Here is a 25,046-nt window from a genome sequence, read left to right as displayed (position 1 = left end):
CGCGCAAATTGGACGGGGTTATAGTCAAGACGGCTCGCGGCGCAAGGGCCGATCGGGCGGCCAGCGCCACGGCAGCGGCGCGCGTTCGCGTAGCCTCGGGAGCCGGGATCCTAACACATGAGCGGGCGACCTTGCGAACCTCACGGCCGCGCCGCTTTTTCATCATCGGGGTCCCGCGCCCGTGGTCTCAAGGGCGCAGGAGAGGGCGCGACAGGTGTTTCCTCGGCCGCGCGCCCTTGACTTCACTGCTCCGGGCGGGTGTATCGGCGTCGAATATCCGCAACACCCAAAGGGCAGATCAAATGCACGCGTATCGCAGCCATACCTGCGCCGAACTCAACAAGGCCCATGCCGGGGAAACCGTGCGGCTGTCGGGCTGGGTGCACCGGGTGCGAGATCACGGCGGCGTCCTCTTCATCGACCTGCGCGACCACTACGGCATGACCCAGGTGCTGGCCGACAGCGACAGCCCGGCGTTCAAGGCGATCGAGAAGCTGAAGGCCGAGACCGTCGTCCGCGTCGACGGCCGCGTCAAGGCGCGCGATGCGAGCCTCGTGAACTCCAAGATCCCGACCGGCGAGATCGAGGTCTATGTCACCGACATCGAGGTGCTGGGACCGGCGGAGGAGCTGCCGCTTCTCGTCTTCGGCGATCAGGAATATCCCGAGGAGACGCGGCTCACCTACCGCTTTCTCGACCTGCGCCGCGAAAAGCTGCACCGCAACATGATGCTGCGCAGCCGCGTGGTGAAGTCGATGCGCGACCGGATGTGGGGCTCGGGCTTCACCGAGTTCCAGACCCCGATCATCACCGCCTCCTCTCCCGAGGGGGCGCGCGACTTCCTCGTGCCGTCGCGGCTTCATCCGGGCAAGTTCTACGCGCTGCCGCAGGCGCCGCAGCAGTTCAAGCAGCTGATCATGGTGGCGGGTTTCGACCGCTACTTCCAGATCGCGCCCTGCTTCCGCGACGAGGACCCGCGCGCCGACCGTTCGCCCACCGATTTCTACCAGCTCGACCTCGAGATGTCCTTCGTCGAGCAGGAGGATGTCTTCGCCGCGATCCAGCCGGTGATCCAGGGCGTCTTCGAGGAGTTCGGCGGCGGCCACAAGGTCGACGCGGTCTGGCCGCGCATCTCCTACGCCGACTCGGCGCTCTGGTACGGCACCGACAAGCCGGACCTCCGCAACCCGATCAAGATGGCCCGCGTTTCCGAGCATTTCGCCGGTTCCGGCTTCGCGATCTTCGCCAAGCTTCTGGAGCAGGAAGGCACCGAGATCCGCGCGATCCCGGCGCCGGGCGGCGGCAGCCGCAAGTTCTGCGACCGGATGAATGCGTTTGCCCAGAAGGAAGGCCTGCCGGGCATGGGCTACATCTTCTGGCGCGAGGCCGAAGACGGCTCGGGGCTGGAGGCGGCCGGTCCCGTCGCCAAGAACATCGGACCCGAGCGGACCGAGGCGATCCGCCGCCAGCTCGGCCTCGGCAAGGGCGACGCGGTCTTCTTCCTCGGCGGCCATCCGGCGCAGTTCGAGGCGGTCGCGGGCCGGGCCCGCACCGAGATTGGCCGCGAGCTGGGCCTGACCGAGCAGAACGCCTTCCGCTTCGCCTGGATCGTCGATTTCCCGATGTACGAGAAGGATCCCGAGACCGGGAAGATCGACTTCAGCCACAACCCGTTCTCGATGCCGCAGGGCGGGATGGAGGCGCTCGACGGCGATCCTCTGAAGGTGCTGGGCTACCAGTACGACCTCGCCTGCAACGGCTACGAGATCGTCTCGGGCGCGATCCGCAACCACCGGCCGGAGATCATGTTCCGCGCCTTCGCGCTTGCGGGCTATCCGAAGGAAGAGGTCGAGAACCGCTTCGGCGGCATGGTCAAGGCGTTCAAGTTCGGCGCCCCGCCGCACGGTGGCTGCGCGGCCGGGATCGACCGGATCGTGATGCTTCTGGCCGACGAGCAGAACATCCGCGAGGTCATCATGTTCCCGATGAACCAGCGCGCCGAGGACCTGATGATGGGTGCGCCCTCCGAGCCCACCAACCAGCAGATGCGCGAGCTTCAGTTGCGGGTCAATCCGAAGGAGTGACGAGCCGTCCCGGGCCGGGGCTTTGCGTGTCGCGAATGTTCCACCGCGACCGGAATCGCAGGTTCAGATCGGACAGGAAATCCTCGAACACCTTGAGCCGGCGCGGCTTGTGCCGGTGGCGGGGATGCACGATCTGGAGCGTCGGCCCCTCGGGCCGGAACGGGTCGAGCACCGAGACGAGCTGGCCGGAGCGGATATCGTCATAGACGAGATAGCTCGCGATCTGCAGGACGCCGCCGCCGCGCCTGACCGCCGCCACCGCGGCCTCGGGCGATTCGAAGGCCAGCGGCCCCGGCATTTCCATGCGCACGTCCTTGCCGTCCTCGCGAAAACGCCAGACCACCGGATTGCCGGTCGCGGTGGAGATCGTCCGGACGCAGTCGTGGGCTGAGAGGTCCGCCGGCACCTGCGGTGTTCCGCGCCGTTCGAGATAGGCCGGCGCGGCGACCGTCAGCGCCGGCAGGTGTCCGAGCGGCCGCGCGACGAGGTCGAGCTCGGGCAGGGGGCCGACGACGACGGCGGCATCGAGACGCATCCCGACGAAATCCGGCAGGTCCGACCGCGAGAGGATTTCCAGCTCTATCCCGGGATACTGCGCGATGAAGCCGGGCAGGGCCGGTGCGACGATGAGGCGGGTGAGGCCGGGCGGGATCTGGATCCTGAGACGCCCGCGCGGGCGCCGCTCCGATGCGCCGATGTCTTCCTCCAGTTCCGCGACATCGGCCAGGATCGCGCGTGCCCGCGCAAGGTACCGGCCGCCTTCCTCGGTCAGCCTGATCTTGCGCGTCGTGCGTTCGAGAAGCTGGACGCCGAGATAGCGTTCGAGCTCCGCCACGATGGCCGAAGCCGCCCCCCGCGCGAGGCCGGCATCGGTCGAGGCGGCAGTCAGGCTGCCGAGTTCCGCGACCCGGAGGAAGAGCCGCATGGCGCGGAGGTGGTCCATCGATTGTCCGAAAATGCAAGAGAGTGAAACCAATATGCTGGCATTTCCGACGAAAGAAAAGCGGCGTATTCCGGTCGGCATCGAAGAGTTCATTTGCATACCAATGACTGGAGACAAGACATGAACGCCGAAACGAATTTCGAAACCGAGACGAAGAAGGATCTCTATTACGCGGTCCACAAGGGCATCCGCCTGGCCAGTGCGCGCATGTTGATCGCGCTTGGCCAGGCGGACGCGTCCGACGAGTCAAGCGTGATGGAGGTGCTGGGCAAGCTCTCCGCGCATCTGGATCTCAGCCTTGGCCATCTGACCCACGAGAACGACAAGATCCATGCCGTGGTCGATGCCCGCGTGCCCGGCGCGTCGGATCATCAGGGCGAGGATCACGATCACCACCTCGAATCCTTCTCCGAACTGCGCCGCCTGGCTGAAGAGGTGGCCATGGCCGGCGCGGATCGGGCTGCGAAGCTGCGCCGGCTTTATCAGCGCTTCGCGCTCTTCGTCGCCGACGACCTCACGCATATGCACGAGGAGGAAACCGAACTGATGCCGCTCGTCGCCGCGAATTTCTCGGGCGCCGAGATCGAGGGGATCGAGCATTCGATCGTATCGGCCATCGCGCCGGAGAAGATGGTGGCCTTCCTCAAGGTGATGCTCGGCGCCGCCTCGCGCTCCGAGCGGGTCGGCATGGTCAGTGGAATGCGTCAGGCGATGCCGCAGGCGGCCTTCGACGGCCTCTTCGCCGCGGTGGTCGGGCCGGACTGGCAAATGGGCGACTGGGAGGCGATGGAGCAGAGGCTGTGTTGAAGAGCCCCGGCAGAGCTTCGGCCGCCCGATGACGAGAAAGCCGCGCCTCAAGGGGCGCGGCTTTTCCGTGAGGGTGGATACGAAAGGAACGTGTCAGTACGCCGATGCGGCGCTGGCGGAAATCGAAATGGTCAACGAAAGGAGCCCGGTGCCGAACACCGTCGCATGAGCGGCGCGCGTGAGTTTTTCTTTTTTCGCGATCCGCAGGAACTGATCCTTCATGGCGGTGCATTCCCCTGGGCAGCAGGCTCTGACTATCCATTTTGGTGGCAAATGCGGCAGGATTTGGGAGATTGCGGGGCCGGGTTGTGGCCGTCGGGCGGCCTGCAAGTGGCGGTGAGGCCCGTTGCGCCCCGCGCTTCAGGGCCTAGACTGCGGAGCGCAACGGCGGAGGAGCGGATGGCGGAACAGCGGAACCTGAGAGAGCCGGTGCCGGGCTGGACGCCGCCGCGACGGCCGGACTGGGCGGCGCGGGAGGGGCGTTGGGTGCGGCTCGAAAGGCTCGACCCGGAACGCCATGCGGCCGCGCTCTTTGCCGCGAATCGTGCGGACGACCGGATCTGGGACTATCTGCCCTACGGCCCCTTCGCGGCCGAAGCTGCCTATCGCGACTGGGCCGCCGGGATGGCCGGGCGCGACGATCCGTGCTTTTACGCGCTCGTCGACCGCGGGACCGGTCTTGCGGGCGGGGTCGCCAGCTATCTCCGGATCGACCCGGCGGCGGGCTCGATCGAGGTCGGGCACATCAACCTTGCGCCGGTCCTGCAGGGGAGCCGTGCGGCGACCGAGGCGATGTACCTGATGATGGGCTGGGCCTTCGCGGCGGGCTATCGCCGTTACGAGTGGAAATGCGACGCGCTGAACCGGCCGTCGCGGCGGGCGGCGGAAAGGCTCGGGCTGAGCTTCGAGGGCGTGTTCCGTCAGGCCACCGTGGTCAAGGGCCGCAACCGAGACACCGCGTGGTTCGCGGCGATCGACAAGGACTGGCCGGCGCTGAAGGCATGCTTCGACCGCTGGCTCCGACCCGAGAATTTCGACGCCGAAGGCCGCCAGCGCGAAAGCCTCTCGGCGCTGACCCGGCCACTTCTGGTCGCGGACGATCCCGATCGCACCGGCGCGGTGGGGTGAGCGCGGCCCGGACCGGGGCGGGCGACGGCGGAAAACTTTGGCGCGGGGCACTCAGAACCGGGCACCGGCGGCGAGACGGTCGCGGACGAGGCCGCTGACGCGGCTCACCGGCGCGCGGCTCCGCAGCCCCGTGAGCCCGTCCCGCGCCAGCGCCTCGGCCGCTGCCTGAAGCGGTGCGTCACGGGCCGACCGCGCGAGGCCGGAGAGGAATTGCGCGACATAGTCGAGCGTGGCGCCGTCGCTGGCCCGGCCCAGAAGCTCGGCCGCCCGCGCGAGGTCATCGCGCAAGGCGAGCGGATCGGGATCGACGCGGTCCTCCGGCCCCCGCGACGCCCAGGTCATGCCGGCACCGGCAGGCAGCGCCGCGAGCACGGTCCGCTGGAAGCCCGCGAGGCTCTCGACTGGCTTGGCGAGGAACCCGTCCGCCCCGGCGGCGCGGGCCGCGCCCTCGGCGCCGCTCTCGCCGCTTGTTCCCAAAAGCGCGGGGACGCGCGGAGACATCGCCGCGATGTCGTGGATCAGATCGAGCCCCGAGCCGTCCGGCAGCCCGAGATCGACGATCGCCACCGTCGGCCGGTAGGCCTGAAGGTGGCGCCGTGCCGAACGCAGGCAGTCCGCGCGCCGGAGCCGTGCGCCGGACCGCTGGCACATGAGCCGCATCGCCTCGCACGCAAACCGGCTGTCCTCGACCAGAAGCACGGTCAGCCCCTGAAGCGGGCGCCCGGCCGGGGGGCCGCTCGCGGCGATGAAATCGGACAGGTCGTCGGCCATCTGCACTCTCCTTTCCGCACGGGCGCGAATCCCTTCCGAGTAACGCACCGATTGCCTAACGGCCGGTAAAGCCCGCTCCGAAGCTCGTGCTTGCGTGCCGCGCCGCAGCGCCGCATAAAGCACGGGACGCTCATCCCCGGAGGACAGCCCATGATCGGACGCCTGAACCATGTCGCCATCGCCGTGCCCGACCTCGAGGCGGCATCGGCGCAGTACCGAGACACGCTCGGCGCCAGGGTCGGCGCGCCGCAGGACGAGCCCGATCACGGCGTGACCGTGGTCTTCATCGAGCTGCCGAACACCAAGATCGAGCTGCTCTATCCCTTGGGCGAGAACTCCCCGATCGCCGGTTTCCTCGAGAAGAACCCCTCGGGCGGCATCCATCACATCTGCTACGAGGTCGAGGATATCCTCGCCGCCCGCGACCGGCTCAAGGCGCAAGGAGCGCGCGTTCTCGGCACCGGCGAGCCGAAGATCGGCGCCCACGGCAAGCCGGTGCTGTTCCTGCATCCGAAGGATTTCAACGGCTGCCTCGTCGAGCTGGAGCAGGTCTGATGAACCTCACCGGCGGCATCGTGCTGTTCGCCGTGATCTGGTTCATGGTGTTCTTCATCGCGCTCCAGATCCGGCCGAACAGCCAGGCCGATGCCGGCAGGGTCGTGCCCGGCACGCCGCCGGGCGCGCCGGCTGAGGTGAACCTCAAGCGCAAGGCCCTCGTGACGACGCTGGTCGCCGCCGTGCTCTGGTCGGTGATCGCATCGGTGATCCTGTCGGGGATGGTGACGCTGCACGATCTCGACTGGTTCGGCCGCCTCGAGCCGAAGGAACAGCCCGCGGAGTAAGCGGGACCGCCCCGGCGCCTAGTCGCGCATGCCTGCAATGCGCATGTGCTCGAGCCAGCGGTCGAGACTGCCCGGCGCGGTCCAGACATCCTGCCATTCGGCGCGCTGCTCAGCGATCGTCGGTTCGGCGGAATCGGCATAGAACACCCGGTAGGCGGCCTGCGCCTTCTCGACCTCACCGAGGCAGGCATGGATGCCCGCGAGCATCCGGTGCGCGCCCTTGAAGATCTTCCGCATCTTCCGCATGGCCGCCAGCGCGCCGTCGCAGTCGCCCTTTTCCCAAAGCGCCCAGCCCATCTGCCAGTGGAACCAGTCCTTGTGGAACGGGTCGATGCCCTTCGCCCGCTCGATCCGCGCGATGGCCTCGTCGGTCCGACCCACATAGAGCAGCGCATCGGTGCTGCCGACGAGGACATCCGAGTCGCTGGGATTGAGCTCGATGGCCTTGTCGAAGCTGGCAATCGCCTCGTCGTGCCGCATGAGCTCGCTCAGGATCCGGGCGCGGGCGTAGTGGGTCTCCGCGTTGTCGGGGGCAAGGTCGATGGCCCGATCGGCGTGGCGCAGGCCGCGCTCCAGCGCCGCGTGCCGGTCCGCGCCGTTCCAGCCGAAGACGGCGTCGTGCCGCTCCGCCCAGGCGAGGCCGATATGGCCGTAGGGCGCATCGGGATCGACCTCGACGGCTCGCGTCGCCAGCCGCCGCAGGGTCGCGTTCGACTCCGCCGAGAAGTCGCTCCGCACCGTCTGGATGCCCTGGAGCAGGTAGTGCAACGCGCTGACCCCGGCCGGGTCGCGGCCCGGAACCGGGCGTTCGATCCGTTGCCCGACACGGTCGGCGAGGGTGCGGATGATCTCGTCCTGCACGGTGAAGAGGTCGCCGATCTCGCGGTTGTAGCTGTTCGACCAGATGTGCCGACCGTTCGCCGCGTCGATCAGCTGCGCGGTGACCTTCAGCCGGTCGCCGTCCTTCTGCTGGCTCCCCTCCAGCACATAGTCGACGCCGAGTTCGTTGGCGATCCGGCGGATGTCGGCGGGGGCGTCGCGGTACCGGAAGCTCGAGTTGCGCGCGATCACGCCGTAGGTGTGGCTGCGGGCGAGTTCGGTGATGATGCCCTCGGCGATGGCGTCGCTTAGGAAGCCCCTGTCCGCGCCGGCGCTGAAATCGTCGAAGGCCAGCACCGCGATGGTCGGCGCCTCCGCGGCGGCGGCGTTTTTCGAGGTCGCACGTCCGGCGACCTGCCACGCGATCACCGCCAGCAGGACCAGGGTCAAGACCGCGACCGCACGCCTCGGCGGCACCGCGGCTCCGTTCAGCAGGCGCCGGTCAGCGGTTCCCGCCCCGACCGGCGGCGCGACGCCCTCCGCGGCGTTCAGCCTGTAGCCCTTCTTCGGCAGCGTCTGCACCAGCCTGTGATCGGAATCGTCGAGCGCGCGACGAATGTCGGCGATGCACTGGACGAGGCTGTCGTCGGTCACGAAGGTGTCGGGCCAGACGGCAGCGATCAGCGCCTCCTTCGACAGGACTTCGCCGGGCCGGCCGGCCAGGAGCGCCAGAACCTCGGCGCTTTGACTGCGCAGGCTCACCGGCGCACCGCCAACATCCTTCAATTCCATGGAATTCAGGTCGAAGCTGAAGCTTCCGATGTGAACGGTTTCATGCGATTTCGCCGGAATTTCATCGCGCGTTCGGGACATTTCGCCGCTCTCCCTGCCTTTCTAGTCTAGCGCATCGGCCGCCGCGGGCCAACGAACCGGTGCCGGGTGGCGGCGCGCAGCATGACGATGAAAGCGGAGGGAAAGATGAGACTGACAGCAGCAACGACCATCATGATCGCCGCGTCCGCCGTCGCCGCGACCGCGCAGTCGCGCATCGACGACCTGTGCGGGCCGGGCCATGTGAACGAGATCGCGGGCGCCGGCGATGTCCGCGAGAATCCGGGCGGTTTCTATGTCGAAAGCCTTGGCGCCCAGCTTGGCCACGGCGATCTCAGGATCGTCCGGGCGGTGGGCACCGAATATCACCTTTGTACCCGGCCGGCGGCGACACCGGACATGGGCGCCGACCGCGCGCTTCTGCTGATGAAGGAGCGCGAGGTGAAGTTCCTGTTCGTCCCGGCCTTCGTGGGCGAAGCCTCGCTCGGATGATCACCTCCAATAGGGGCGTGCGCGCTGCCGCCGCAAGTCGCGCGCGCCCTGCCGGTGCCTATTCGGCGGCCGTGTCGGTGCGGGGCTCGTCCTTCTCGCTGCGGGTCTGCGAATAGCGGGCGAGCAGCGCCGCCTCCAGTTCGCGGTTGAGCTGCTTGGCGCGGGCGATGTAGGCCGCGTTCTTCTCGGTCGGCAGATCCGGCTTCCACAGGTCCGCGAGGTCGCGCACCGCAGCGCGGTCGAGGTTGTAGAAGGTCTTCTCGAGCTCGTGCGCCTCGTATTCCGAAAGCCCGGCATTCTCGAGCACATAGCGCCCGACCCGTAGCGCGCCGTCGAAATACTCGCGCACGATGTCGTCGGCCCCGGCGCGGTAAAGCTCGAACACGTGCTCGCGGTCGCGGGCGCGGGCGATGATGTGGATGTCCTCGCGCAGGCGGCGGACATAGGACACGAGCCGCGTCGCGGCCGCGCGGTCATCAAGGCAGACGACAAGGACCTGGGCCTGCCCGATTCCGGCCGCGCGCAGGAGCTCGGGCCGGGTGGGGTCGCCGACATAGCCCTTGAAGCCGAACCGCCGGAGCAGCTGGATCACCTTTAGGTCATGGTCGAGCACCGTGGTGCGGAACCCCGACATCGTCACCATCCGGTTGACGACCTGGCCGAAGCGGCCGACCCCGGCGATGATGATCGGCTGCTGCTCGTCGATCTCGTCGGCCTCCTGGGCCTCGCCTTCCTCCTTCATCCGCTTGGCGAGGATGTCGTGGAGGATGAAGAACAGGGGCGTGAGGAACATCGAGAGCGCGATCACCAGAAGCAGCGACTGCGCCAGCATGTCAGGCAGGATGCGCTGCTTGACCGCGAAGGCGGTCAGCACGAAGCCGAATTCGCCCGCCTGGGCGAGGCCGAGCGTGAACAGCCACTGGTTGCGGCCCTTCAGCTTGAAGAGCCGCCCGAGGACATAGAGCACCACGCCCTTGGCGACCATCAGCGCGAGCGCGAGCCCGAGCAGCGTGATGGGCTGGCTGAAGAACAGGTCGAAGTCCATCCCGGCGCCGACGGTGATGAAGAAGAGCCCGAGCAGGAGCCCCTTGAACGGCGCGATGTCGGATTCAAGCTCGTGCTTGAACTCGGAGTTGGCGAGCACCACGCCCGCGAGGAAGGCGCCGAGCGCGGGCGAGAGACCGACCAGAAGCATCAGCGTCGCGATTGTCACGACGATCATCAGCGCGAGCGCGGTGTTGACCTCCCTCAGCCGGGCGCGGTGGACATAGGCGTAGAGCGGGCGCACGAGGTAGTGGCCCGCAAGCACCGTGGCCGCGACCGCGCCGAGCGTGACGAGCGTCACGCCCCAGGGCGGCAGCTGCTGCAGGAAGGGCAGCGTGACATGGGTCTCCGCCGCCTGCGCCTTGGCGAGCGCCCGAGCGCCCGGCAGCGCCAGAAGCGGCAGGAAGGCGAGGATCGGGATCACCGCGATGTCCTGCATCAGCAGAACCGAGAAGGTGCTGCGCCCGCCCGCCGTGGGCATCAGCTGCTTTTCCGACAGCGTCTGCAGCACGATCGCGGTCGAGGAGAGCGACAGGATCACGCCGAGGGTGAGCGCGATCCGCCACGAATAGCCGAGCGCCAGAACGCCGAGCGTGACCACGAGCGCGGTGACAACGATCTGAAGCCCGCCAAGCCCGACGAGCCGGTCGCGCATCGCCCAGAGCGCCCGCGGCTCAAGCTCGAGGCCGATCAGGAACAGCATCATCACCACGCCGAACTCGGCGAAATGCTGGAGATCCTTGGTGTCGGTCCCGGTCATGTTCAGAACCGGTCCGATGATGATCCCGGCGACCAGATAGCCCAGCACCGAGCCGAGCCCGAGGCGAGAGGCGATCGGCACCGCCAGCACAACGGCGATCAGGTAGATCGAGGCGTGAAAAAGAAAGCTTTCCATCTAATCTTTCAGGTCGGCAAAGGCGCGTCGGGTTTGAACTGGTCCATCACGATCTGGCTCTGCACACGCGCGACAGCGGGGTGGGCGAGCAGAACCTGATGGATCAATCTGTTCAGGCTCGCGAGGTCTTCGCAATAGACCCGGAGAAGATAATCCGCTTCCCCGGTCAAGGTCCACGCACTTGTGATCTCGGGCTGTGTCGCGACGAGCCGCGAGAAGGCCGCCGTGGTCTCCGCGCCGTGCCGCACCATCTGGACCTGGACGAAGGCCTGCACCGAAAGGCCGACCTTCAACGGATCGAGACGCGCCGCGTAGCCCTGGATCAGCCCCTCCGCCTCGAGCCGCTGGCGGCGGCGTCCGGCCTGGCTTGGCGAGAGGTTCAGGGCCTCGCCGAGTTCCTGCGAGGTGAGATGCGCGTCGCGTTGCAGCGCGGCGAGGAGCCGGGAATCGATTTCGTCCAGAATGATGCGGGGTTCGTGCATTATTTGGGATTATGGCACAATAAACGCGCATTTACAGGGCCAAAATCGCGATACTTCGCGCAAATTACGCGCTTACGGTGCGGTATTCTCTGAATAACGCGCACAGGAGATATGTCTGATGGGTCCCTTTCCCCATTCCGCCCCGAAATCCGTTATCTCGGATCAGAATCCGGCCGGCACCGATGGTTTCGAATTCGTCGAGTTCGCCCATCCCGAGCCGGAAGAGCTACGCGCTCTCTTCACCCGGATGGGTTACGAACTGGTAGCCAGGCACCGCGCCAAGGACATCGAACTCTGGCAGCAGGGCGACGTCACCTATGTGCTGAACGCCGAGCCCGGCAGCTTCGCGGCCCGCTTCGTCGCGGAACACGGACCCTGCGCGCCCTCGATGGGCTGGCGCGTGGTCGATGCTCAGCACGCCTTCGAGCATGCGGTATCGAAGGGTGCCGAACCCTACGAGGGCGACGACAAGACCATGGACGTGCCCGCGATCAGGGGCATCGGTGGCTCGCTCATCTACTTCATCGACAAGTATTACGAGACCTCGCCCTACAACGAGGAGTTCGACTGGCTGCAGAAGTCGAAGCCCGAGGGCGTCGGTTTCTACTATCTCGACCACCTGACCCACAACGTCCACAAGGGCAACATGGACAAGTGGTTCAAGTTCTACGGCGATCTCTTCAAGTTCCGCGAAATCCGCTTCTTCGACATCCAGGGCAAGTTTACCGGGCTCTATTCTCGCGCGCTGACCTCGCCCTGCGGCCGCATCCGCATCCCGATCAACGAGGACCGGGGCGAGAAGGGGCAGATCGTCGAGTACCTGCGCCGCTACAAGGGCGAGGGCATCCAGCACATCGCGGTCGGAACCGAGGACATCTACGGCGCGACCGACGCGATCCATGACCGCGGCCTGCGCTTCATGCCGAAGCCGCCGATGTCCTATTACGAGATGAGCCGCGACCGGGTGGCGGGCCACGAGGAGCCGCTCGACCGGATGGAAAAACACGGCATCCTGATCGACGGCGAGGGCGTGGTCGACGGCGGCGAGACGCGGATCCTGTTGCAGATATTCTCGAAGACGGTGATCGGGCCGATCTTCTTCGAATTCATCCAGCGCAAGGGCGATGACGGTTTCGGCGAGGGCAACTTCAAGGCGCTCTTCGAATCGATCGAGGCCGACCAGATCGCGCGTGGGGTGTTGAAGGCCGGGTGAACCGGCAGTCCCGCAGGGGGGAAGGAAGGGGCGCGGCCGCGAGGCTCGCGCCCTTTGCCTGTCTGGTTGCGCCCGTCAACCGCCCTTGAGGATCTTCAGGACGTGGGTCTTGCCCTTCTTGACATAGGCAAGCTCGCTGTCGCCGATCGCCGCGACCTGGCCGCCGTCAAGCCGGTCGCCGACCTTGACCTTGACGTAGCGCCCGTTCGGCATCCGGACCAGCGCGCGGCGGCTGGCCGAGGAGCCGTAGACCCCGATCAGGTTCATGTCTTTCAGGTTGATGGCGTTCTTCACCGTGGCCTGACGGGCGACCGTCACCGAGGTCGGCATGTTCGGCACCGCCTCGACCGGCTCGGGCTCGTCGATCTCCTCGGTGCTGGCGGTGGCGGCGGGTTGGGGCGCGGCCGGCGCCGGCGCGGCCACGGGTTCGGGGGCGGCGACGGGTTCGGGAGCGGGCTCGGGCGGCGGCGCGGCGGCGATGCTCTCGGCCACGGCGCTGGCGATCGCGGATTCGACCGCCTTGGCGAAGCCGGACGGCTTTTCGGACGGGCGCCGCGACGAGGCCACGGCAAGGCGGCTCGCGCTCGCAAGGGCCTCGGCTTCCGCCCGCGCCGCGGCATCGGCCGCGGCGGCGCGGGCGGCGACCGCCTCGGGGCGGACGCGCGGCTTGCGCGCGGCATGGGCCGGGTCGACGGGTTCGGGCAGCGGCGCGTCGATCCCGGCCGCGATCTCCGGTTCCGCGGAGACTGCAGTATCGGCTGTATCGGCCGTGTCGCGCGCGGCGAACGCGGCGGCGACGGCCTCGGGCCGTGAGGCCGGGCTGCGCGGCGGCGGACCGGCGACGAGGGTGAAGCCGCCGGGTGTCACCACGCCCTCCGCCGTGGGGCGGATCGTGCCATCGGGCAGGAGGTCGTACTCGGTCCCGAAGGGCGGCGGCAGCGGCAGCGGCGCCGGGGCTGAATCGGCGATGTCGGTCTGGGGAGCGGCCAGCGGGGTCGCGGGGGTTGCGGCCGGGCCGGGCGCCGCGTCGGCGATGGCAGGCGCGCCGGTCGCATCGGCGGCAAGCGCGGGAACCGGCTTCGGCTCGACCGCGCCATTGACCACGGACGCGGGGGCCGCGGTCTCGGCTTCCTCTGCGGCCTGCGTCAGGTCTTCGGCGGCATCTGTCCCGGCAAGCTCGGGGGGCAGGTCCGCTTCTGCGGTTCCGGCATCTCGGGCAGCGGGAAGCTGCGCGTCCGCCGCGGCAGTCGGCTGCGGCGCGGGCGCCTGCGCGAGGCCGGCGGTTTCAGTGGCGGTGACAGGCGCGGGGGCGGTGCTGACGGACTCGCCGCCCGACCCGAACCACAAGGACCAGAGCGTGATCGCGGTGATCACGATCAGCGCGATGGCGGCGAGGACGAGGCCGATCCGAAGCCGGGCCGGCGATGATACATGGTTGCCGCTCCAGACCCCGAAGGCGGGCTCGGCGTCCGATGCGCCTCTGGCCGCCGGTCTCGCCGGTCCCTGCGCCTTCTTCGCGCGGCGGGCGGCGGGCGTAGGGGGCGCCACGGGAGCGCTGCCGGTCCGGGGGACATGGTTTTGCGGAACCGCGAGCACCGGCTCGGTCACGCCATGCCCGCCGGCCGTCGCGTTCGCCCGCGGCGCGGAAAGGCGCAGATCGGGCTCGGAGGCCTCGGCGAGGTGGAACCGGACGCCCGGCAGACGCGCAGCCGGGGCGTCGGCGCCGTCAAGTTCGGGCAGATCCTCGACCGCGATGAAGGGCGCTTCGGCGGCATCGGGCTCGGGGCCGAGCGGCGCGGCGAAGTCGCCGGGCAGATCCCCCCCGGATCCCGCCGCGTAGCCCGGCGCACCATCCGGCAGCTCGCCCTCTTCGGGAAGGTCTCCCGCGGTGATGTTCGGGGCGCTCACGGCGGCGGCGGGCGCTTCCTCCGGCTCTTCGCTGGCGTCGTCATCGGCGATCTCGGCCGCGAGGACGCCCGCATCCTCCGAGGCGTCGTCGGGATCGTCGGCGGGCGCCTCGGCTTCGATCTCGTCGCGGCCGGTGTCCTCGTCCTCCGCCTCGTCCGGGTCGTCGGCGGCAGGCGCCGCCTCCTCCGTCTCGTCGCGGCCGGTGTCCGCTTCATCGCCAGCCTCGGCCACGAGATCGTCCTCGTCCTCCGCCTCGTCCGGGTCGTCGGCGGCAGGCGCCGCCTCCTCCGTCTCGTCGCGGCCGGTGTCCGCTTCATCTCTGGCTTCCGCCGCGAGATCGTCCTCGTCATCCGCCTCTTCCGGATCATCGGCGGCAGGCGCCGCCTCCTCCGTCTCGTCGCGGCCGGTGTCCGCTTCATCTCTGGCTTCCGCCGCGAGATCGTCCTCGTCATCCGCCTCTTCCGGATCATCGGCGGCAGGCGCCGCCTCCTCCGTCTCGTCGCGGCCGGTGTCCGCTTCATCTCTGGCTTCCGCCGCGAGATCGTCCTCGTCATCCGCCTCTTCCGGATCATCGGCGGCAGGCGCCGCCTCCTCCGTCTCGTCGCGGCCGGTGTCCGCTTCATCTCTGGCTTCCGCCGCGAGATCGTCCTCGTCATCCGCCTCTTCCGGATCATCGGCGGCAGGCGCCGCCTCCTCCGTCTCGTCGCGGCCGGTGTCCGCTTCATCTCTGGCTTCCGCCGCGAGATCGTCCTCGTCATCCGCCTCTTCCGGATCATCGGCGGCAGGCGCCGCCTCCTCCGTCTCGTCGCGGCCGGTGTCCGCTTCATCTCTGGCTTCCGCCGCGAGATCGTCCTCGTCATCCGCCTCTTCCGGATCATCGGCGGCAGGCGCCGCCTCCTCCGTCTCGTCGCGGCCGGTGTCCGCTTCATCTCTGGCTTCCGCCGCGAGATCGTCCTCGTCATCCGCCTCTTCCGGATCATCGGCGGCAGGCGCCGCCTCCTCCGTCTCGTCGCGGCCGGTGTCCGCTTCATCTCTGGCTTCCGCCGCGAGATCGTCCTCGTCATCCGCCTCTTCCGGATCATCGGCGGCAGGCGCCGCCTCCTCCGTCTCGTCGCGGCCGGTGTCCGCTTCATCTCTGGCTTCCGCCGCGAGATCGTCCTCGTCATCCGCCTCTTCCGGATCATCGGCCGCGGCCTCGGCCGCGAAGTCCTCGGCCTCCGCCTCGACGGGAGGCGCGCCGTCATCCGCGTCTTCGAGGACAGCGTCGATCTCCAGCGCATCATCCTCGGGGGCGATCTCGTCGGTCTCCCCCGCGTCCGCAAGCCCGAAACCGGCCTCGGGCGTCGTGTCGGGCTTCGGTGTCGCCTCCGGGAGCGAAATGATCCGGACCGGCTCGCGGTCGCGTTCGGGCTGGTCGCCATCGGGCAGCAGCTCCGCGGCGGCGCGGGTTGCGCCGAAGAACGGCTCGCCCGCGAACTGGCCGGGTTCCGGGACCGTGGCGAAGGCGACAGGGTTGAAGCCATGCGCCGCGGCGAAATCCTCGGCCTCTTCGAGGGTCAGCCGCGCCACAACGGCGACCTGCACCGCGGGGCCTTCGCCGGACCAGTCGAACACGAGATCCGCGACAGGGTAGGGCGTACGGCCGTCGAGCGCGGCGGCGATCTCGTCCCGGCGGCTGGCGGCGTCGGAGCCCGCAGCCTCGATATCGGTGTAGAGGATCTGGGAGGCCGGCAGGATGAGCTTGGTCGCAAATCCTTCCGGCGCCATCGTCTCGGCCCGCTCGCGCAGGCCCGCGAGCGTCGCTTCGAGGTCGGGATCGTCGAACTCGGCGCGGCCGAGTTCGGCCCAGCCGTCCGGCACGCGGCCAAGAAGGCCGACGCTGTCTAGACCGAAGTTGAGCGCGAAGTTTGGTTTCATCAGGGCGCAGGTAGCATGTTCGCGGTCTTCACCAAAGCCGCCAAGGGATTGGCCCCCCTCCTAAAGCAGAATTTCGCGCATGGAAAGGCGAACCGCCAAGGATCGGCTTGCGGGCGGCGTCAAAGCTCCGATGATCGAATGCACCATATGGAGGTTTTCATGCGTGTTCTCAGTGTTTTCATGACAGTTCTCGCTTTGGCGTTGCCGGCGACGGCGGACGAGGCCGCCCTGGCCACGATTTCGGTGACCGGCGAGGGCCGGGTCGAGGCAGCGCCGGACATGGCGACGCTCACGCTCGGCGTCAACAATGAGGCGGCCACGGCGGCCGAGGCGATGGCGGCGAATTCCGAAGCCGTCGCCGCGGTTATCGCGAAGCTGCGCGAGTCCGGGATCGAGGAGCGCGACCTGCAGACAACCGGCCTCTCGCTCGGTCCGCGCTACGATCACGGCAATTCGGGCGGGGCGCCGAAGCTCGCGGGCTATTTCGCCTCGAACATGGTGACGGTGCGTGTGCGGGCGCTCGACTCGCTCGGCTCCACGCTCGACGCGGTGGTCTCCGAGGGCGCCAACACGCTCAACGGGCTCAGCTTCGGGCTGCAGGACGATCAGGCGGCGCGCGACGAGGCGCGGCGGCTCGCCGTGACGGATGCGGCGCGCAAGGCGGCGCTCTATGCCGAGGCGGCGGGGGTGAAGCTCGGCCGGGTGATGCGGATCGGCGAAGGAGGCGGCCAGATGCCACCGATGCCGATGGCGATGGGGGCCGAGGCCTTCGCGAAATCCGCCGACGTGCCGGTCGCGCCGGGCGAGCTGAACCTGACGAGTTCGGTTGTCGTCGTCTACGAGATCGACGACTGAGAAAACCGGCCGGCGCCCCGGTAAAGGGGCGCCGGCCGCAGGCCTTGATCAGGCCGTGGCCTTGGCCAGCGCCTGGTCGAGATCGGCGATGATGTCTTCGGCGTCCTCGATCCCGATCGACACCCGGACCACGTTCGGCGCCGCGCCCGCCGCCTTCTTCTGCTCCGGCGAGAGCTGGCGGTGCGTCGTCGAGGCCGAGTGGATGATCAGCGACCGCGTGTCGCCGAGGTTGGCGACATGGGAGAACAGATCGAGCGAATTGACGAGCTTCACGCAGGCGTCGTAGCCGCCCTTCACCGCGAAGGTGAACAAGGCCCCCGCGCCCTTCGGATAGAGCGACTGGGCGCGCTCGTAATAGGGCGAGGAGGGCAGGCCGGCATAGGTGACGTAATCGACGCGCGGATCGTTCTCGAGCCACTCGGCGACCTTCTTCGCGTTGGCGACGTGGCGCTCCATCCGCAGGGAAAGGGTCTCGATGCCGAGGAGCGTGTAATGCGCGCCCTGCGGGTTCATCGTCATGCCGAGGTCGCGCAGGCCGATGGCGATCGAGTGGAAGGTATAGGCGAGGGGCCCGAAGGTCTCGTGGAACTTAAGCCCGTGATAGGCGGGCTCGGGCTCGGAAAGCGAGGGGAACTTGCCCGATTTCGACCAGTCGAACTTGCCCGAATCGACGATCGCGCCGCCGGTGACGGTGCCGTTGCCGGTGAGGTACTTGGTGGTCGAATGGACGACGAGCGTCGCGCCCATCTCGATCGGCCGGCAGAGCCAGGGCGTGGCCGAGGTGTTGTCGACGATGAGCGGCACCCCGACCTTGTCGGCCACCTTGGCGAGCGCCGGGATGTCGGTGACATAGCCGCCGGGGTTGGCGATCGATTCACAGAAGATCGCGCGGGTCTTGTCGTCCACCGCGGCCTCGACCGCGGCAAGGTCGTCAGTGTCGACGAATGTCGCCGACCAGCCGAACCGCTTGATGGTCTGGGAGAACTGGGTGACGGTGCCGCCGTAGAGCCGCGTCGAGACGACGATGTTGCAGCCCGGCCCCATCAGCGGGAAGAGCGCCATGATCTGAGCCGCATGGCCCGACGAGCAGCAGACCGCGCCCTGACCGCCCTCGAGCGTGGCGATGCGCTCGGCCAGTGCGGCGACGGTCGGGTTGGTCAGCCGCGAGTAGATGTAGCCCACTTCCTGCAGGTTGAAGAGCGCGGCGGCGTGGTCGCTGTCGCGGAAGACATAGGCGGTGGTCTGGTAGATCGGCACCTGGCGCGCGCCGGTGGCGGGGTCGGGGCGGGCGCCGGCATGGATCTGCAGCGTGTCGAAACCGTAGGACTTGGCCATCATCGTCTCCGTGACTTGGGTTCGCCGGGGACGTTAGGGCAAGGCCGCGCGGCGCACAACCGGCCTCCTGCCGGCCGGCGCCGCGCCTAGCGGGGACGGTCATCCCGATGGCGGTCGGAGCGGCCCTCGAGCGCCGCATTGCCGACGCCGAAGGACTGATGCGGCACGCAAGCCGCCAGCAGGCTGGCCGTGAGTGTGGCAATGGCAAGGCTGGCGAGGATGCGCATCGGCTGCTCCCGGTCTCGGGTTGCCGTCCCTCAGCCTGATCATACGACGCCGCGCCCATCACCGGGAAATCACATGCCGGACAGGGCGGCGTGATCGCGCCTCAGCCGCCTGACAGCCGGATCACCGCGCGCCGGCCGCCGCGCAGGAACTCGATCTGCCAGAGCCGCGTCGGCAGGGCCGCCACCGTGGCGAGGTCTGCCGGCTCCCGGATCGGCCGTCCGTTGACCGCGATCAGGACGTCGCCGGGTTGCAGTTGCGTCCGCCGCGCGCGCCCCGCGACCTCGGTCACCACCACGCCCTCGGCCGAAAGCGGCAGTCCCAGCCGCTCGATCAGCGCCGGGCCGAGCGATGCCACGCCGAGCCCGTCGAGCGGCGTGCCGAGGTTGATCCGAAGCTCGTCCGCGCCGGCATTTTTGGGCGCCGGGTCGAGCGCGAGCTCGGCCTCGGCCTCGCCCCCGTCGCGCCAGTACCGCACCGCCGCCGTGCCGCCGGGGCCGAGCGTCGCGAGCCGGTAGTCGAGCTCCTGCGGCCCGTCAACCGGATGCCCGTCGATGCTGATGACCACGTCGCCGGCGCCGAGCCCGGCCTTCGCGAAGGGGCTCTCGGGGTGGATCTGCCGGATCATCACGCCGCCGGGCGCGTTGAGCCCCAGCGCCTCGGCCATGCCGGCATCGACCGGCTGGACCTCGATCCCCGACCAGGGCCGCGCGAAGCGGGCGGCACCCGCCTCGGCCTGCGCGACATATTGCGCGACGAGGTTCGACGGGATCGCGAAGCCGATCCCGTTCGAGCCGCCGGAGCGGGTCAGGATCGAGGTGTTGATGCCGAGAAGCCGGCCCGCCGTGTCCACCAGCGCGCCGCCGGAATTGCCGGGGTTGATCGCGGCATCGGTCTGGATGAAGTAGCCCCGCCCGCGCCCCATGTCGCCGCCCGCCCGCGCCAGCCCGGAGACGATCCCGCTGGTTACGGTCTGGCCGATCCCGAAGGGGTTGCCGATCGCGAGCACGAGATCGCCGACCTCCACCAGATCGGAATCGGCCAGATCCAGCGCCGGAAGGTTCTCCGCCCCGTCGAGCCGGATCACCGCCAGATCGGCGGCCTCGTCGGCAAGGATAACGCGGCCCTCGAACTCGCGCCGGTCGGCGAGCACGACGCGGATGTCCTCGGCGCCGCCGACGACGTGGAAGTTCGACACCACGATCCCGTCCGCCCCGAGGATCACGCCCGAGCCGAGCGAGTTCTGCACCCGCGGCACGGTCTGGCCGAAATCGAAGAACTGCGAGAAGAACGGATCCGCGGCGAAGGGGCTGCGGCGCTGGGCGACGATGCGGCTGGCATAGATGTTGACCACCGCCGGCGCGGCGGATTTCACCACCGGCGCGAAGCTGAGCCCGATCTCGGCCCGGTCGGCGGGCACCTGATCTTGTGCAGGAAGCGGCAGGGGCAGGGCGGCGGCCAGAATGAGGCAGGCGGCGGCAATACGCATTCGGGTTCCGGTCCGTGTCGTTGCGTGCTTCCGCCAAGATCGGTCGCCGCCGCAGCCAGTTCAAGCGCCGCCCGCGCCGATTTCCGTCCGGCCTATTCTTCCTGCAGCGTCGAGAGATACTCGATCAGCGACAGGATCCGGGTGCGGACATAGACCTCGGTCTCCTCTGGCGAGAAGTAAGGATCCTGCGCCGCGTCGATCCGCATCCGGTAGCGGCTGCCCCAGATCGGCATCTCGCTCGTGCCGTGCGCGCCAGCCTTGTCGGAGCCTTCGATCACGTCGTAGATCATCGTGACCGGAAACAGGCCGCCATTGTTCTTCTGGAGCACCGTCAGGTCCGGCGGCGAGACGCCCTGCAGGTAGCCGACGAAGGGGCCGTCGCCCTTCGCCGCCTCGCCGTGGCAGGCGACGCAGCTGTTGCGGTACTCGAACTCGCCGAGGCTCATCGCTGCGGCGGGCGTCGCGAGCATCGCCGCGATCATGACCGCGATTGCCGTTTCAGAATAGGTTCGCATGGCAGCTCTCTCCTTCACGAAGCGTCTGGTCCCGGAGTTCGCGCTTCCGAACGGTGCCATGTCCCCGCGGGCGGGCAAAGAAGAAGAGTGCATCATTTTGTATCCGAGTGTCGCCGGCGCGTAACCGGCGGCCACCGGGCCTCAGCGCATCCAGAGACCGGCGCGCTTGATCGTGTTGCGGATCGCCTGCTCGCGCTTGGGCAGGTCGGTCCGGTCGAACATCTCCCGGATCTCGTGGCCCTTCTTCTGGTAGACGATCTTCTTCAGGGGAAGGTATTCCTTCAGCACCTTCTTGATCGGATTGGGCGCGATCGCGGTCTCGAGCATCTCCACCGCGCGGTCGCTCTCGCGCGCATAAAGCAGCGGGAAGAGCCGGTAGTGGCAGGTCACCTCGCCGTCGAGCCCGGCAAGCTCCGGCCCCGGCCGGCCGCCGCCGAAGGAATGGATCACCAAGGGCAGCGCCACCTGGTCGAGCCAGGGGTCGAGCGACTGGCAGACAAGCTCCGGCGGGCCGTCGTCGCGGATCGCCAGCGCGTAGTCGAGGAACCGCTCCCCGAACGCGCGCGGGCAGCGGTGGAAGAACCAGCCGGCGTTGAAGTAGAGATACCGCTCCCAGTATTCGTCCGGCTTCGAGCGGTCGAGCGAGCTTTCGTAGTCGAGCCCGAACTTGTCGTAGAGCGATTTCCAGGTCGCGCCGTAGCCCGGCCCGTAAAGCTCCAGCACCGGCCAGGTCCCCTCGCGCCGCATCGAGGCGGCGGGGCGGTCGAAGTCGAAGCCGACGCCGGAAAGCGGCCCGGTGAAGATCGTGTCGGTATCGAAGAAGACGAAGGGCTCGCCCTCGGGCAGGGCGGCGAGGCCCTCGATCTTGTTGCCGTAGGGATAGCGCTCGCCGAAGTGGCGGCTCTCGAACGGGACGATCTCGGCCCCGAAGCCTTCCAGAAGCGCCCGGAGCGGCGCCTCGATGCGCGGGTCTTCGGTCCAGAGCGGGCCCGGCTGGGGCTCGCCGACGATGAGCCGGCCGGGGAAGTCCGGATTGGCGGCGCGGAAGGTGGCGGCGAACACCACCGCCTCGTAGCCGAGCCGCCCGGCCTGGCCGATGCAAAAGACGTTGAAGCCGCGCTCTCCCGCCGCGTTGCCCGACATGCCCCGTTGCCCGCTTGTTGGTTCCCTGTCCGCGCCCTTATAGGCGAGCCGCGCCGCCTGGGGAAGCGGCGCGACGCGAGCTGCCCCGCTTCAGCGCAACCGCCAGGCCTGGGTGCGGTTGAGGATCCGCCGCGAGGCCAGCGCGTGCAGGATCCGCGCCCCGGCATTGGTGTAGAAGATCATCATCCCCATCGCCGCCGCGGGCGCGATGTCGCCCGCATCGTCCATGTTCAGGACCGCGATCGAGGCGAGCGCGGTATGGGTCGAATAGATGAACACCACCGCCGAGACCGTCGTCATCGCGTTGACGAAGAGGTAGATCGAGATGTCGAGGATCGCAGGCAGGCAGACCGGCACCGTGACCCGCGCGAAGAGCTTGTAGAAGGGCTGGCGCAGCGACGAGGCGACCGGTTCGAACTCCGCGTCGATCTGCTTCAGCGCGGTCAGCGCGGTGAGGTGGCCGACGGTGTAGAAGTGGGTCACGGTCGAGATGACGAGGATTATCATCGTTCCGTAGATGAAGTGCAGCGGATTGGCCGGATTGTTGAAGAAAAAGATATAGGCCAGCCCGAGCACCATCCCCGGCACCGCCATCGGCAGCATCGCGAGGAACTGGAAGAGGCCGCGCCCGGTCTTGAAGCCATCGATCTTCTCGACCATGTAGGCGCCGGTGAAGATCACGACCGTGCCGATCCCCGCCGTCATCAGCGCCAGCTTGATCGAGTTCCAGTAGGCCGCCCAGCCGCCGCCATCCATCCGGTCGAAGGCGTAGTTCTTGAGGCTGAGGCTGAGGTCGTAGGGCCAGAACCGGATCAGCGCCGCATACTGGCAGATCGCGATGATCCCGACGATGAACACCGCCATCACGCCGCACCAGGCGAGGCACAGCGCCTCGAAGCGGCGGTCGGGTCGCGGCTGGTAGGGGACCGAGCGGGCCGAAAGAAGCGAGACCTGCTTCTTCTGCACCTGCCGGTCGACGAGGAAGGCCAGCACCGCCGGGATCAGGAGGATCACCGACACCACCGCGCCCATCTCGAAGTTCTGCTGGCCGATGACCTGTTTGTAGATGTCGATGGCGAGCACGTTGTACTGGCCGCCGATCACCTTCGGCAGGCCGAAGTCGGTGATCACCAGCGTGAAGGTCACGAAGGCCGCCGAGATCAGGCCGTAGCGCGCGCCGGGGATGGTGACCGTCCAGAACGTGCGCCACTTCGAAGCCCGCAGGGACTCCGCCGCCTCGTACTGGCGCTGGTCGGCGATCGAGAGCGCCGTCGAGATGATGATCAGCGCATGCGGGAAGGTGAAGAACACCGAGCCGATGACGATGCCCAGGGGTCCGTAAATCGACTGCCCCATCAGGAGCGACTTCAGCATCCCCTGGTTGCCGAAGAGATAGATGAGCGCGATGCCCGGCAGGAGCGACGGCACGAGGATCGGCATCATCGCGATCATCCGGAACGCGCCCTTGAAGGGCATGCAGCTGCGGTTGATCGCATAGGCGAAGCCGAAGGCGAAGACGACGGTCAGCACCGTGCTGATCACCGCGATGTAGAGCGAGTTCTGGATCGAGGAGAACAGCGTCGGGTTCGAGAAATACTCGGCATAGTTCTGCACCCCGACCGACTTCACCGGCCTCAGGTTGATCCGCCGGAAGGTGTTGCTGTCGTATTCCTGCCAGTCGGTCGTGTTCTTCAGGTCGAGCCCGACCAGCCAGGGCGCGTCGCCCGTGGTGCCGCGCAGCCGGTACTTGACCGGGCTGCGGAAGCTGAAATCGGGAAAGAACACCGTTGCCGACAGCCGGCCATCTGAGCTGGAGCGCAGGTCGTCGGCCGGGACCGCGCCCAGGTCCGCGTTCAGCGCCTCGGCGGTGACCGGCTCGCTCCAGACGGTGCCGGTCTCGTCGCTGACCTGAAACTCGTATCGGGCGAGGTCGAAGCCGTAGGTGACGAAGCTCTTCGACAGCATCGCATAGAGCGGAAGTGCCAGCGCCGCGATGAGATAGAGCGCGATCACCCCCATGAAGAGCCGCTTGATGATCCCGTCCCGGTCGAGGCGGAGCCGGACCCGGCGGCCGGGCGGAAGCGCGGCGGTGGTCTCGGCCATGCTCAGGCCCCCCGCGCGAAGACGAGGACCCGCTCGGCGGGCAGTTCGACCGCCATCGCCGCGCCCGGCTTCAGATCCAGCCGTCGCACCGCGTTCATCGAGAAGTTTGCCACGAGCGGCGTCGCGCCGAGCGCGTCGCTCCGCAGATGAGTGCGCCAGTAGGAGCCGAGGAACTCCATGTCCTCGATCGTCACCGGCAGCATGTTGGCCGCGCCGTTCCCGGCATCCTCGGCCCGGTGGGGCAGGATGTCCTCTGGCCGCACCGCCACCGTGACGGCTGCACCGTCGACGACGCGGGTCTCGCTGGTGGCGATCACCGCGTCGCCGAGCGTGACCGCGCCCGCCCGGTAGGTCGAGGCGACCTTGTTGGTCTCGCCGATGAAATCCGCGACGAAAAGCGAAGCAGGCTCACGGTAGATCTCGGTCGGGGTGCCGACCTGCTCGATCCGGCCGCGGTTGATCACCACGATGCGGTCGGCCATCGACAGCGCCTCTTCCTGGTCATGCGTCACCATGATCGTGGTGACGCCGAGCTTGCGCTGCAATTCCTTGATCTGGTGGCGCAGATGCACCCGCACCTTGGCGTCGAGCGCCGAAAGCGGCTCGTCGAGCAACAGAAGCCCCGGGTCGATGGCGATGGCGCGGGCGAGTGCGACGCGCTGCTGCTGGCCGCCCGAAAGCTGCGCGGGATATTTCGACGCCTGCTCGGGCAGGCCGACGAGGTCAAGAAGCTCCGTGACCCGGGCGTCGATCTCGCGCTTGCTGCGGCCGGTGTTCTCAAGCCCGAAGGCGATGTTGCGGCGCACCGTGAGGTTCGGGAAGAGCGCGTAGGACTGGAACACGATGCCGAAGTCGCGCTGCGACGGCGGCAGGCCCGAGATGTCTTCGCCGCCCTGCCGGATGGTGCCACGGGTCTGCGGGTCGAGCCCCGCGATCGCGCGCAGAAGCGTGGTCTTGCCGCAGCCCGACGGGCCGAGAAAGCAGACGAACTCGCCCCGCGCGATGTCGAGCGTAACCTCCCGCAGCGCCACGAAATCGCCGAAGCTCTTCCACAGGTCGGCGATCTCCAGGTAGGGCGGCGCCGATCCGTCGGCGACAAAATTCCCGGCGGACGCCTGAAGGGCGCCGCGTCTCGTCATTGCAACCATCTTTTCCATCCGGACGGAACTTTCGGGGTGGGCGCCGCGACCCGACGCGGCGCCCGG

General features: G+C 68.3%; 22 protein-coding genes. 8 read left to right on the top strand and 14 right to left on the bottom strand.

What is annotated here, in order from left to right; all coding sequences use genetic code 11:
* The first annotated feature begins 302 nt into the window (after positions 1-302).
* The gene (gene aspS / locus R5H32_RS09460) at positions 303-2,084 is read left to right on the top strand and encodes an aspartate--tRNA ligase (RefSeq protein ID WP_318338437.1); all 1,782 of its coding nucleotides are present in this window, start codon (positions 303-305) and stop codon (positions 2,082-2,084) included.
* On the opposite strand, the gene R5H32_RS09455 is transcribed toward aspS, so the two are convergent.
* Positions 2,068-3,027 carry a LysR family transcriptional regulator gene (locus tag R5H32_RS09455; protein ID WP_318338436.1) on the bottom strand — a complete coding sequence of 320 codons (960 nt, stop codon included), beginning with the start codon at positions 3,025-3,027 and terminating at the stop codon, positions 2,068-2,070. The two genes, aspS and R5H32_RS09455, sit on opposite strands and share 17 nt — an antisense overlap.
* 120 nt (positions 3,028-3,147) lie before the next feature.
* On the opposite strand from R5H32_RS09455, the gene R5H32_RS09450 reads away from it, so the two are divergent.
* Positions 3,148-3,834 (top strand): hypothetical protein, encoded by a 687-nt coding sequence (locus tag R5H32_RS09450; RefSeq protein ID WP_318338435.1) that lies wholly within the window; start codon positions 3,148-3,150, stop codon positions 3,832-3,834.
* 93 nt (positions 3,835-3,927) lie between these two features.
* Here the strand turns inward: R5H32_RS09450 and R5H32_RS09445 are convergent, their stop codons facing one another.
* Positions 3,928-4,056 (bottom strand): hypothetical protein, encoded by a 129-nt coding sequence (locus R5H32_RS09445; RefSeq protein ID WP_318338434.1) that lies wholly within the window; start codon positions 4,054-4,056, stop codon positions 3,928-3,930.
* A 177-nt stretch (positions 4,057-4,233) separates the two neighbouring features.
* Between R5H32_RS09445 and R5H32_RS09440 the strand changes: the two genes are divergently transcribed.
* Complete coding sequence (locus R5H32_RS09440; RefSeq protein WP_318338433.1) at positions 4,234-4,962, top strand: GNAT family protein; 729 nt, start codon at positions 4,234-4,236, stop codon at positions 4,960-4,962.
* 51 nt (positions 4,963-5,013) lie between these two features.
* Here the strand turns inward: R5H32_RS09440 and R5H32_RS09435 are convergent, their stop codons facing one another.
* The gene (locus R5H32_RS09435; protein ID WP_318338432.1) at positions 5,014-5,733 is read right to left on the bottom strand and encodes a response regulator; all 720 of its coding nucleotides are present in this window, start codon (positions 5,731-5,733) and stop codon (positions 5,014-5,016) included.
* 150 nt (positions 5,734-5,883) lie between these two features.
* Between R5H32_RS09435 and mce the strand changes: the two genes are divergently transcribed.
* Both mce and R5H32_RS09425 read left to right on the top strand, forming a co-directional pair.
* Positions 5,884-6,288, top strand: a complete 405-nt coding sequence (gene mce / locus R5H32_RS09430) for a methylmalonyl-CoA epimerase (RefSeq protein ID WP_264772456.1) — start codon at positions 5,884-5,886, stop codon at positions 6,286-6,288.
* Entirely contained in the window at positions 6,288-6,575 is a 288-nt protein-coding gene (locus R5H32_RS09425; RefSeq protein ID WP_318338431.1) for a DUF1467 family protein, read from the top strand. The genes mce and R5H32_RS09425 overlap by 1 nt, the downstream gene beginning before the upstream one ends.
* 18 nt (positions 6,576-6,593) lie before the next feature.
* Here the strand turns inward: R5H32_RS09425 and R5H32_RS09420 are convergent, their stop codons facing one another.
* Positions 6,594-8,186, bottom strand: coding sequence for a winged helix-turn-helix domain-containing tetratricopeptide repeat protein (locus R5H32_RS09420; protein WP_318338430.1), 1,593 nt, complete (start codon positions 8,184-8,186; stop codon positions 6,594-6,596).
* Between the two features lie 186 nt (positions 8,187-8,372).
* On the opposite strand from R5H32_RS09420, the gene R5H32_RS09415 reads away from it, so the two are divergent.
* Positions 8,373-8,717 (top strand): hypothetical protein, encoded by a 345-nt coding sequence (locus R5H32_RS09415; RefSeq protein WP_318338429.1) that lies wholly within the window; start codon positions 8,373-8,375, stop codon positions 8,715-8,717.
* A gap of 58 nt (positions 8,718-8,775) precedes the next feature.
* On the opposite strand, the gene R5H32_RS09410 is transcribed toward R5H32_RS09415, so the two are convergent.
* Together R5H32_RS09410 and R5H32_RS09405 are read right to left on the bottom strand one after the other, a co-directional pair.
* Positions 8,776-10,656 carry a monovalent cation:proton antiporter-2 (CPA2) family protein gene (locus R5H32_RS09410; RefSeq protein ID WP_318338428.1) on the bottom strand — a complete coding sequence of 627 codons (1,881 nt, stop codon included), beginning with the start codon at positions 10,654-10,656 and terminating at the stop codon, positions 8,776-8,778.
* An 8-nt stretch (positions 10,657-10,664) separates the two neighbouring features.
* A complete protein-coding gene (locus tag R5H32_RS09405) occupies positions 10,665-11,120 on the bottom strand; it encodes an Lrp/AsnC family transcriptional regulator (RefSeq protein WP_318338652.1) in 456 nt (151 codons plus the stop codon).
* A 136-nt stretch (positions 11,121-11,256) separates the two neighbouring features.
* On the opposite strand from R5H32_RS09405, the gene hppD reads away from it, so the two are divergent.
* A complete protein-coding gene (gene hppD / locus R5H32_RS09400; RefSeq protein WP_318338427.1) occupies positions 11,257-12,351 on the top strand; it encodes a 4-hydroxyphenylpyruvate dioxygenase in 1,095 nt (364 codons plus the stop codon).
* A 75-nt stretch (positions 12,352-12,426) separates the two neighbouring features.
* Here hppD and R5H32_RS09395 read toward each other — a convergent pair whose 3' ends face one another.
* Positions 12,427-16,176 carry a hypothetical protein gene (locus tag R5H32_RS09395; protein ID WP_318338426.1) on the bottom strand — a complete coding sequence of 1,250 codons (3,750 nt, stop codon included), beginning with the start codon at positions 16,174-16,176 and terminating at the stop codon, positions 12,427-12,429.
* A gap of 159 nt (positions 16,177-16,335) precedes the next feature.
* Here R5H32_RS09395 and R5H32_RS09390 point away from each other — a divergent pair, with 159 nt between their 5' ends.
* Positions 16,336-17,031 carry an SIMPL domain-containing protein gene (locus tag R5H32_RS09390; RefSeq protein ID WP_318338425.1) on the top strand — a complete coding sequence of 232 codons (696 nt, stop codon included), beginning with the start codon at positions 16,336-16,338 and terminating at the stop codon, positions 17,029-17,031.
* A 48-nt stretch (positions 17,032-17,079) separates the two neighbouring features.
* On the opposite strand, the gene R5H32_RS09385 is transcribed toward R5H32_RS09390, so the two are convergent.
* From R5H32_RS09385 to R5H32_RS09355, 7 genes are all read right to left on the bottom strand, one after another.
* Positions 17,080-18,366, bottom strand: a complete 1,287-nt coding sequence (locus R5H32_RS09385; RefSeq protein ID WP_318338424.1) for an O-acetylhomoserine aminocarboxypropyltransferase/cysteine synthase family protein — start codon at positions 18,364-18,366, stop codon at positions 17,080-17,082.
* A gap of 86 nt (positions 18,367-18,452) precedes the next feature.
* Entirely contained in the window at positions 18,453-18,593 is a 141-nt protein-coding gene (locus tag R5H32_RS09380; RefSeq protein ID WP_318338423.1) for a hypothetical protein, read from the bottom strand.
* Between the two features lie 101 nt (positions 18,594-18,694).
* Positions 18,695-20,080: a trypsin-like peptidase domain-containing protein gene (locus R5H32_RS09375; RefSeq protein WP_318338422.1), complete on the bottom strand. Its 1,386-nt coding sequence runs from the start codon at positions 20,078-20,080 to the stop codon at positions 18,695-18,697.
* Between the two features lie 92 nt (positions 20,081-20,172).
* A complete protein-coding gene (locus R5H32_RS09370) occupies positions 20,173-20,595 on the bottom strand; it encodes a cytochrome c (protein ID WP_318338421.1) in 423 nt (140 codons plus the stop codon).
* Positions 20,596-20,736: 141 nt separating this feature from the next.
* On the bottom strand, positions 20,737-21,738 hold the full coding sequence (locus tag R5H32_RS09365) for a hypothetical protein (protein ID WP_318338420.1): 1,002 nt from the start codon (positions 21,736-21,738) through the stop codon (positions 20,737-20,739).
* A 90-nt stretch (positions 21,739-21,828) separates the two neighbouring features.
* Positions 21,829-23,841 carry a putative 2-aminoethylphosphonate ABC transporter permease subunit gene (locus R5H32_RS09360; protein WP_318338419.1) on the bottom strand — a complete coding sequence of 671 codons (2,013 nt, stop codon included), beginning with the start codon at positions 23,839-23,841 and terminating at the stop codon, positions 21,829-21,831.
* A gap of 2 nt (positions 23,842-23,843) precedes the next feature.
* The gene (locus R5H32_RS09355; protein WP_318338418.1) at positions 23,844-24,980 is read right to left on the bottom strand and encodes a putative 2-aminoethylphosphonate ABC transporter ATP-binding protein; all 1,137 of its coding nucleotides are present in this window, start codon (positions 24,978-24,980) and stop codon (positions 23,844-23,846) included.
* Between the last annotated feature and the right edge of the window lie 66 nt (positions 24,981-25,046).

Origin of the sequence: Defluviimonas sp. D31 (genome assembly GCF_033436765.1) — a bacterium.
In the GTDB taxonomy this organism is placed as follows: Bacteria; Pseudomonadota; Alphaproteobacteria; order Rhodobacterales; family Rhodobacteraceae; genus Albidovulum.
The sequence above is the reverse complement of the archived record's forward strand: the minus strand, read 5'-3'. Positions and strand labels throughout refer to the sequence as shown.

Bases quoted from the DNA above. Each gene is read 5' to 3' on its own strand.
- aspS (WP_318338437.1), top strand. From the start codon at position 303: ATGCACGCGTATCGCAGCCATACCTGCGCCGAACTCAACAAGGCCCAT.
- R5H32_RS09455 (WP_318338436.1), bottom strand. From the start codon at position 3,027: ATGGACCACCTCCGCGCCATGCGGCTCTTCCTCCGGGTCGCGGAACTC.
- R5H32_RS09450 (WP_318338435.1), top strand. From the start codon at position 3,148: ATGAACGCCGAAACGAATTTCGAAACCGAGACGAAGAAGGATCTCTAT.
- R5H32_RS09445 (WP_318338434.1), bottom strand. From the start codon at position 4,056: ATGAAGGATCAGTTCCTGCGGATCGCGAAAAAAGAAAAACTCACGCGC.
- R5H32_RS09440 (WP_318338433.1), top strand. From the start codon at position 4,234: ATGGCGGAACAGCGGAACCTGAGAGAGCCGGTGCCGGGCTGGACGCCG.
- R5H32_RS09435 (WP_318338432.1), bottom strand. From the start codon at position 5,733: ATGGCCGACGACCTGTCCGATTTCATCGCCGCGAGCGGCCCCCCGGCC.
- mce (WP_264772456.1), top strand. From the start codon at position 5,884: ATGATCGGACGCCTGAACCATGTCGCCATCGCCGTGCCCGACCTCGAG.
- R5H32_RS09425 (WP_318338431.1), top strand. From the start codon at position 6,288: ATGAACCTCACCGGCGGCATCGTGCTGTTCGCCGTGATCTGGTTCATG.
- R5H32_RS09420 (WP_318338430.1), bottom strand. From the start codon at position 8,186: ATGGAATTGAAGGATGTTGGCGGTGCGCCGGTGAGCCTGCGCAGTCAA.
- R5H32_RS09415 (WP_318338429.1), top strand. From the start codon at position 8,373: ATGAGACTGACAGCAGCAACGACCATCATGATCGCCGCGTCCGCCGTC.
- R5H32_RS09410 (WP_318338428.1), bottom strand. From the start codon at position 10,656: ATGGAAAGCTTTCTTTTTCACGCCTCGATCTACCTGATCGCCGTTGTG.
- hppD (WP_318338427.1), top strand. From the start codon at position 11,257: ATGGGTCCCTTTCCCCATTCCGCCCCGAAATCCGTTATCTCGGATCAG.
- R5H32_RS09395 (WP_318338426.1), bottom strand. From the start codon at position 16,176: ATGAAACCAAACTTCGCGCTCAACTTCGGTCTAGACAGCGTCGGCCTT.
- R5H32_RS09390 (WP_318338425.1), top strand. From the start codon at position 16,336: ATGCGTGTTCTCAGTGTTTTCATGACAGTTCTCGCTTTGGCGTTGCCG.
- R5H32_RS09385 (WP_318338424.1), bottom strand. From the start codon at position 18,366: ATGGCCAAGTCCTACGGTTTCGACACGCTGCAGATCCATGCCGGCGCC.
- R5H32_RS09380 (WP_318338423.1), bottom strand. From the start codon at position 18,593: ATGCGCATCCTCGCCAGCCTTGCCATTGCCACACTCACGGCCAGCCTG.
- R5H32_RS09375 (WP_318338422.1), bottom strand. From the start codon at position 20,080: ATGCGTATTGCCGCCGCCTGCCTCATTCTGGCCGCCGCCCTGCCCCTG.
- R5H32_RS09370 (WP_318338421.1), bottom strand. From the start codon at position 20,595: ATGCGAACCTATTCTGAAACGGCAATCGCGGTCATGATCGCGGCGATG.
- R5H32_RS09365 (WP_318338420.1), bottom strand. From the start codon at position 21,738: ATGTCGGGCAACGCGGCGGGAGAGCGCGGCTTCAACGTCTTTTGCATC.
- R5H32_RS09360 (WP_318338419.1), bottom strand. From the start codon at position 23,841: ATGGCCGAGACCACCGCCGCGCTTCCGCCCGGCCGCCGGGTCCGGCTC.
- R5H32_RS09355 (WP_318338418.1), bottom strand. From the start codon at position 24,980: ATGACGAGACGCGGCGCCCTTCAGGCGTCCGCCGGGAATTTTGTCGCC.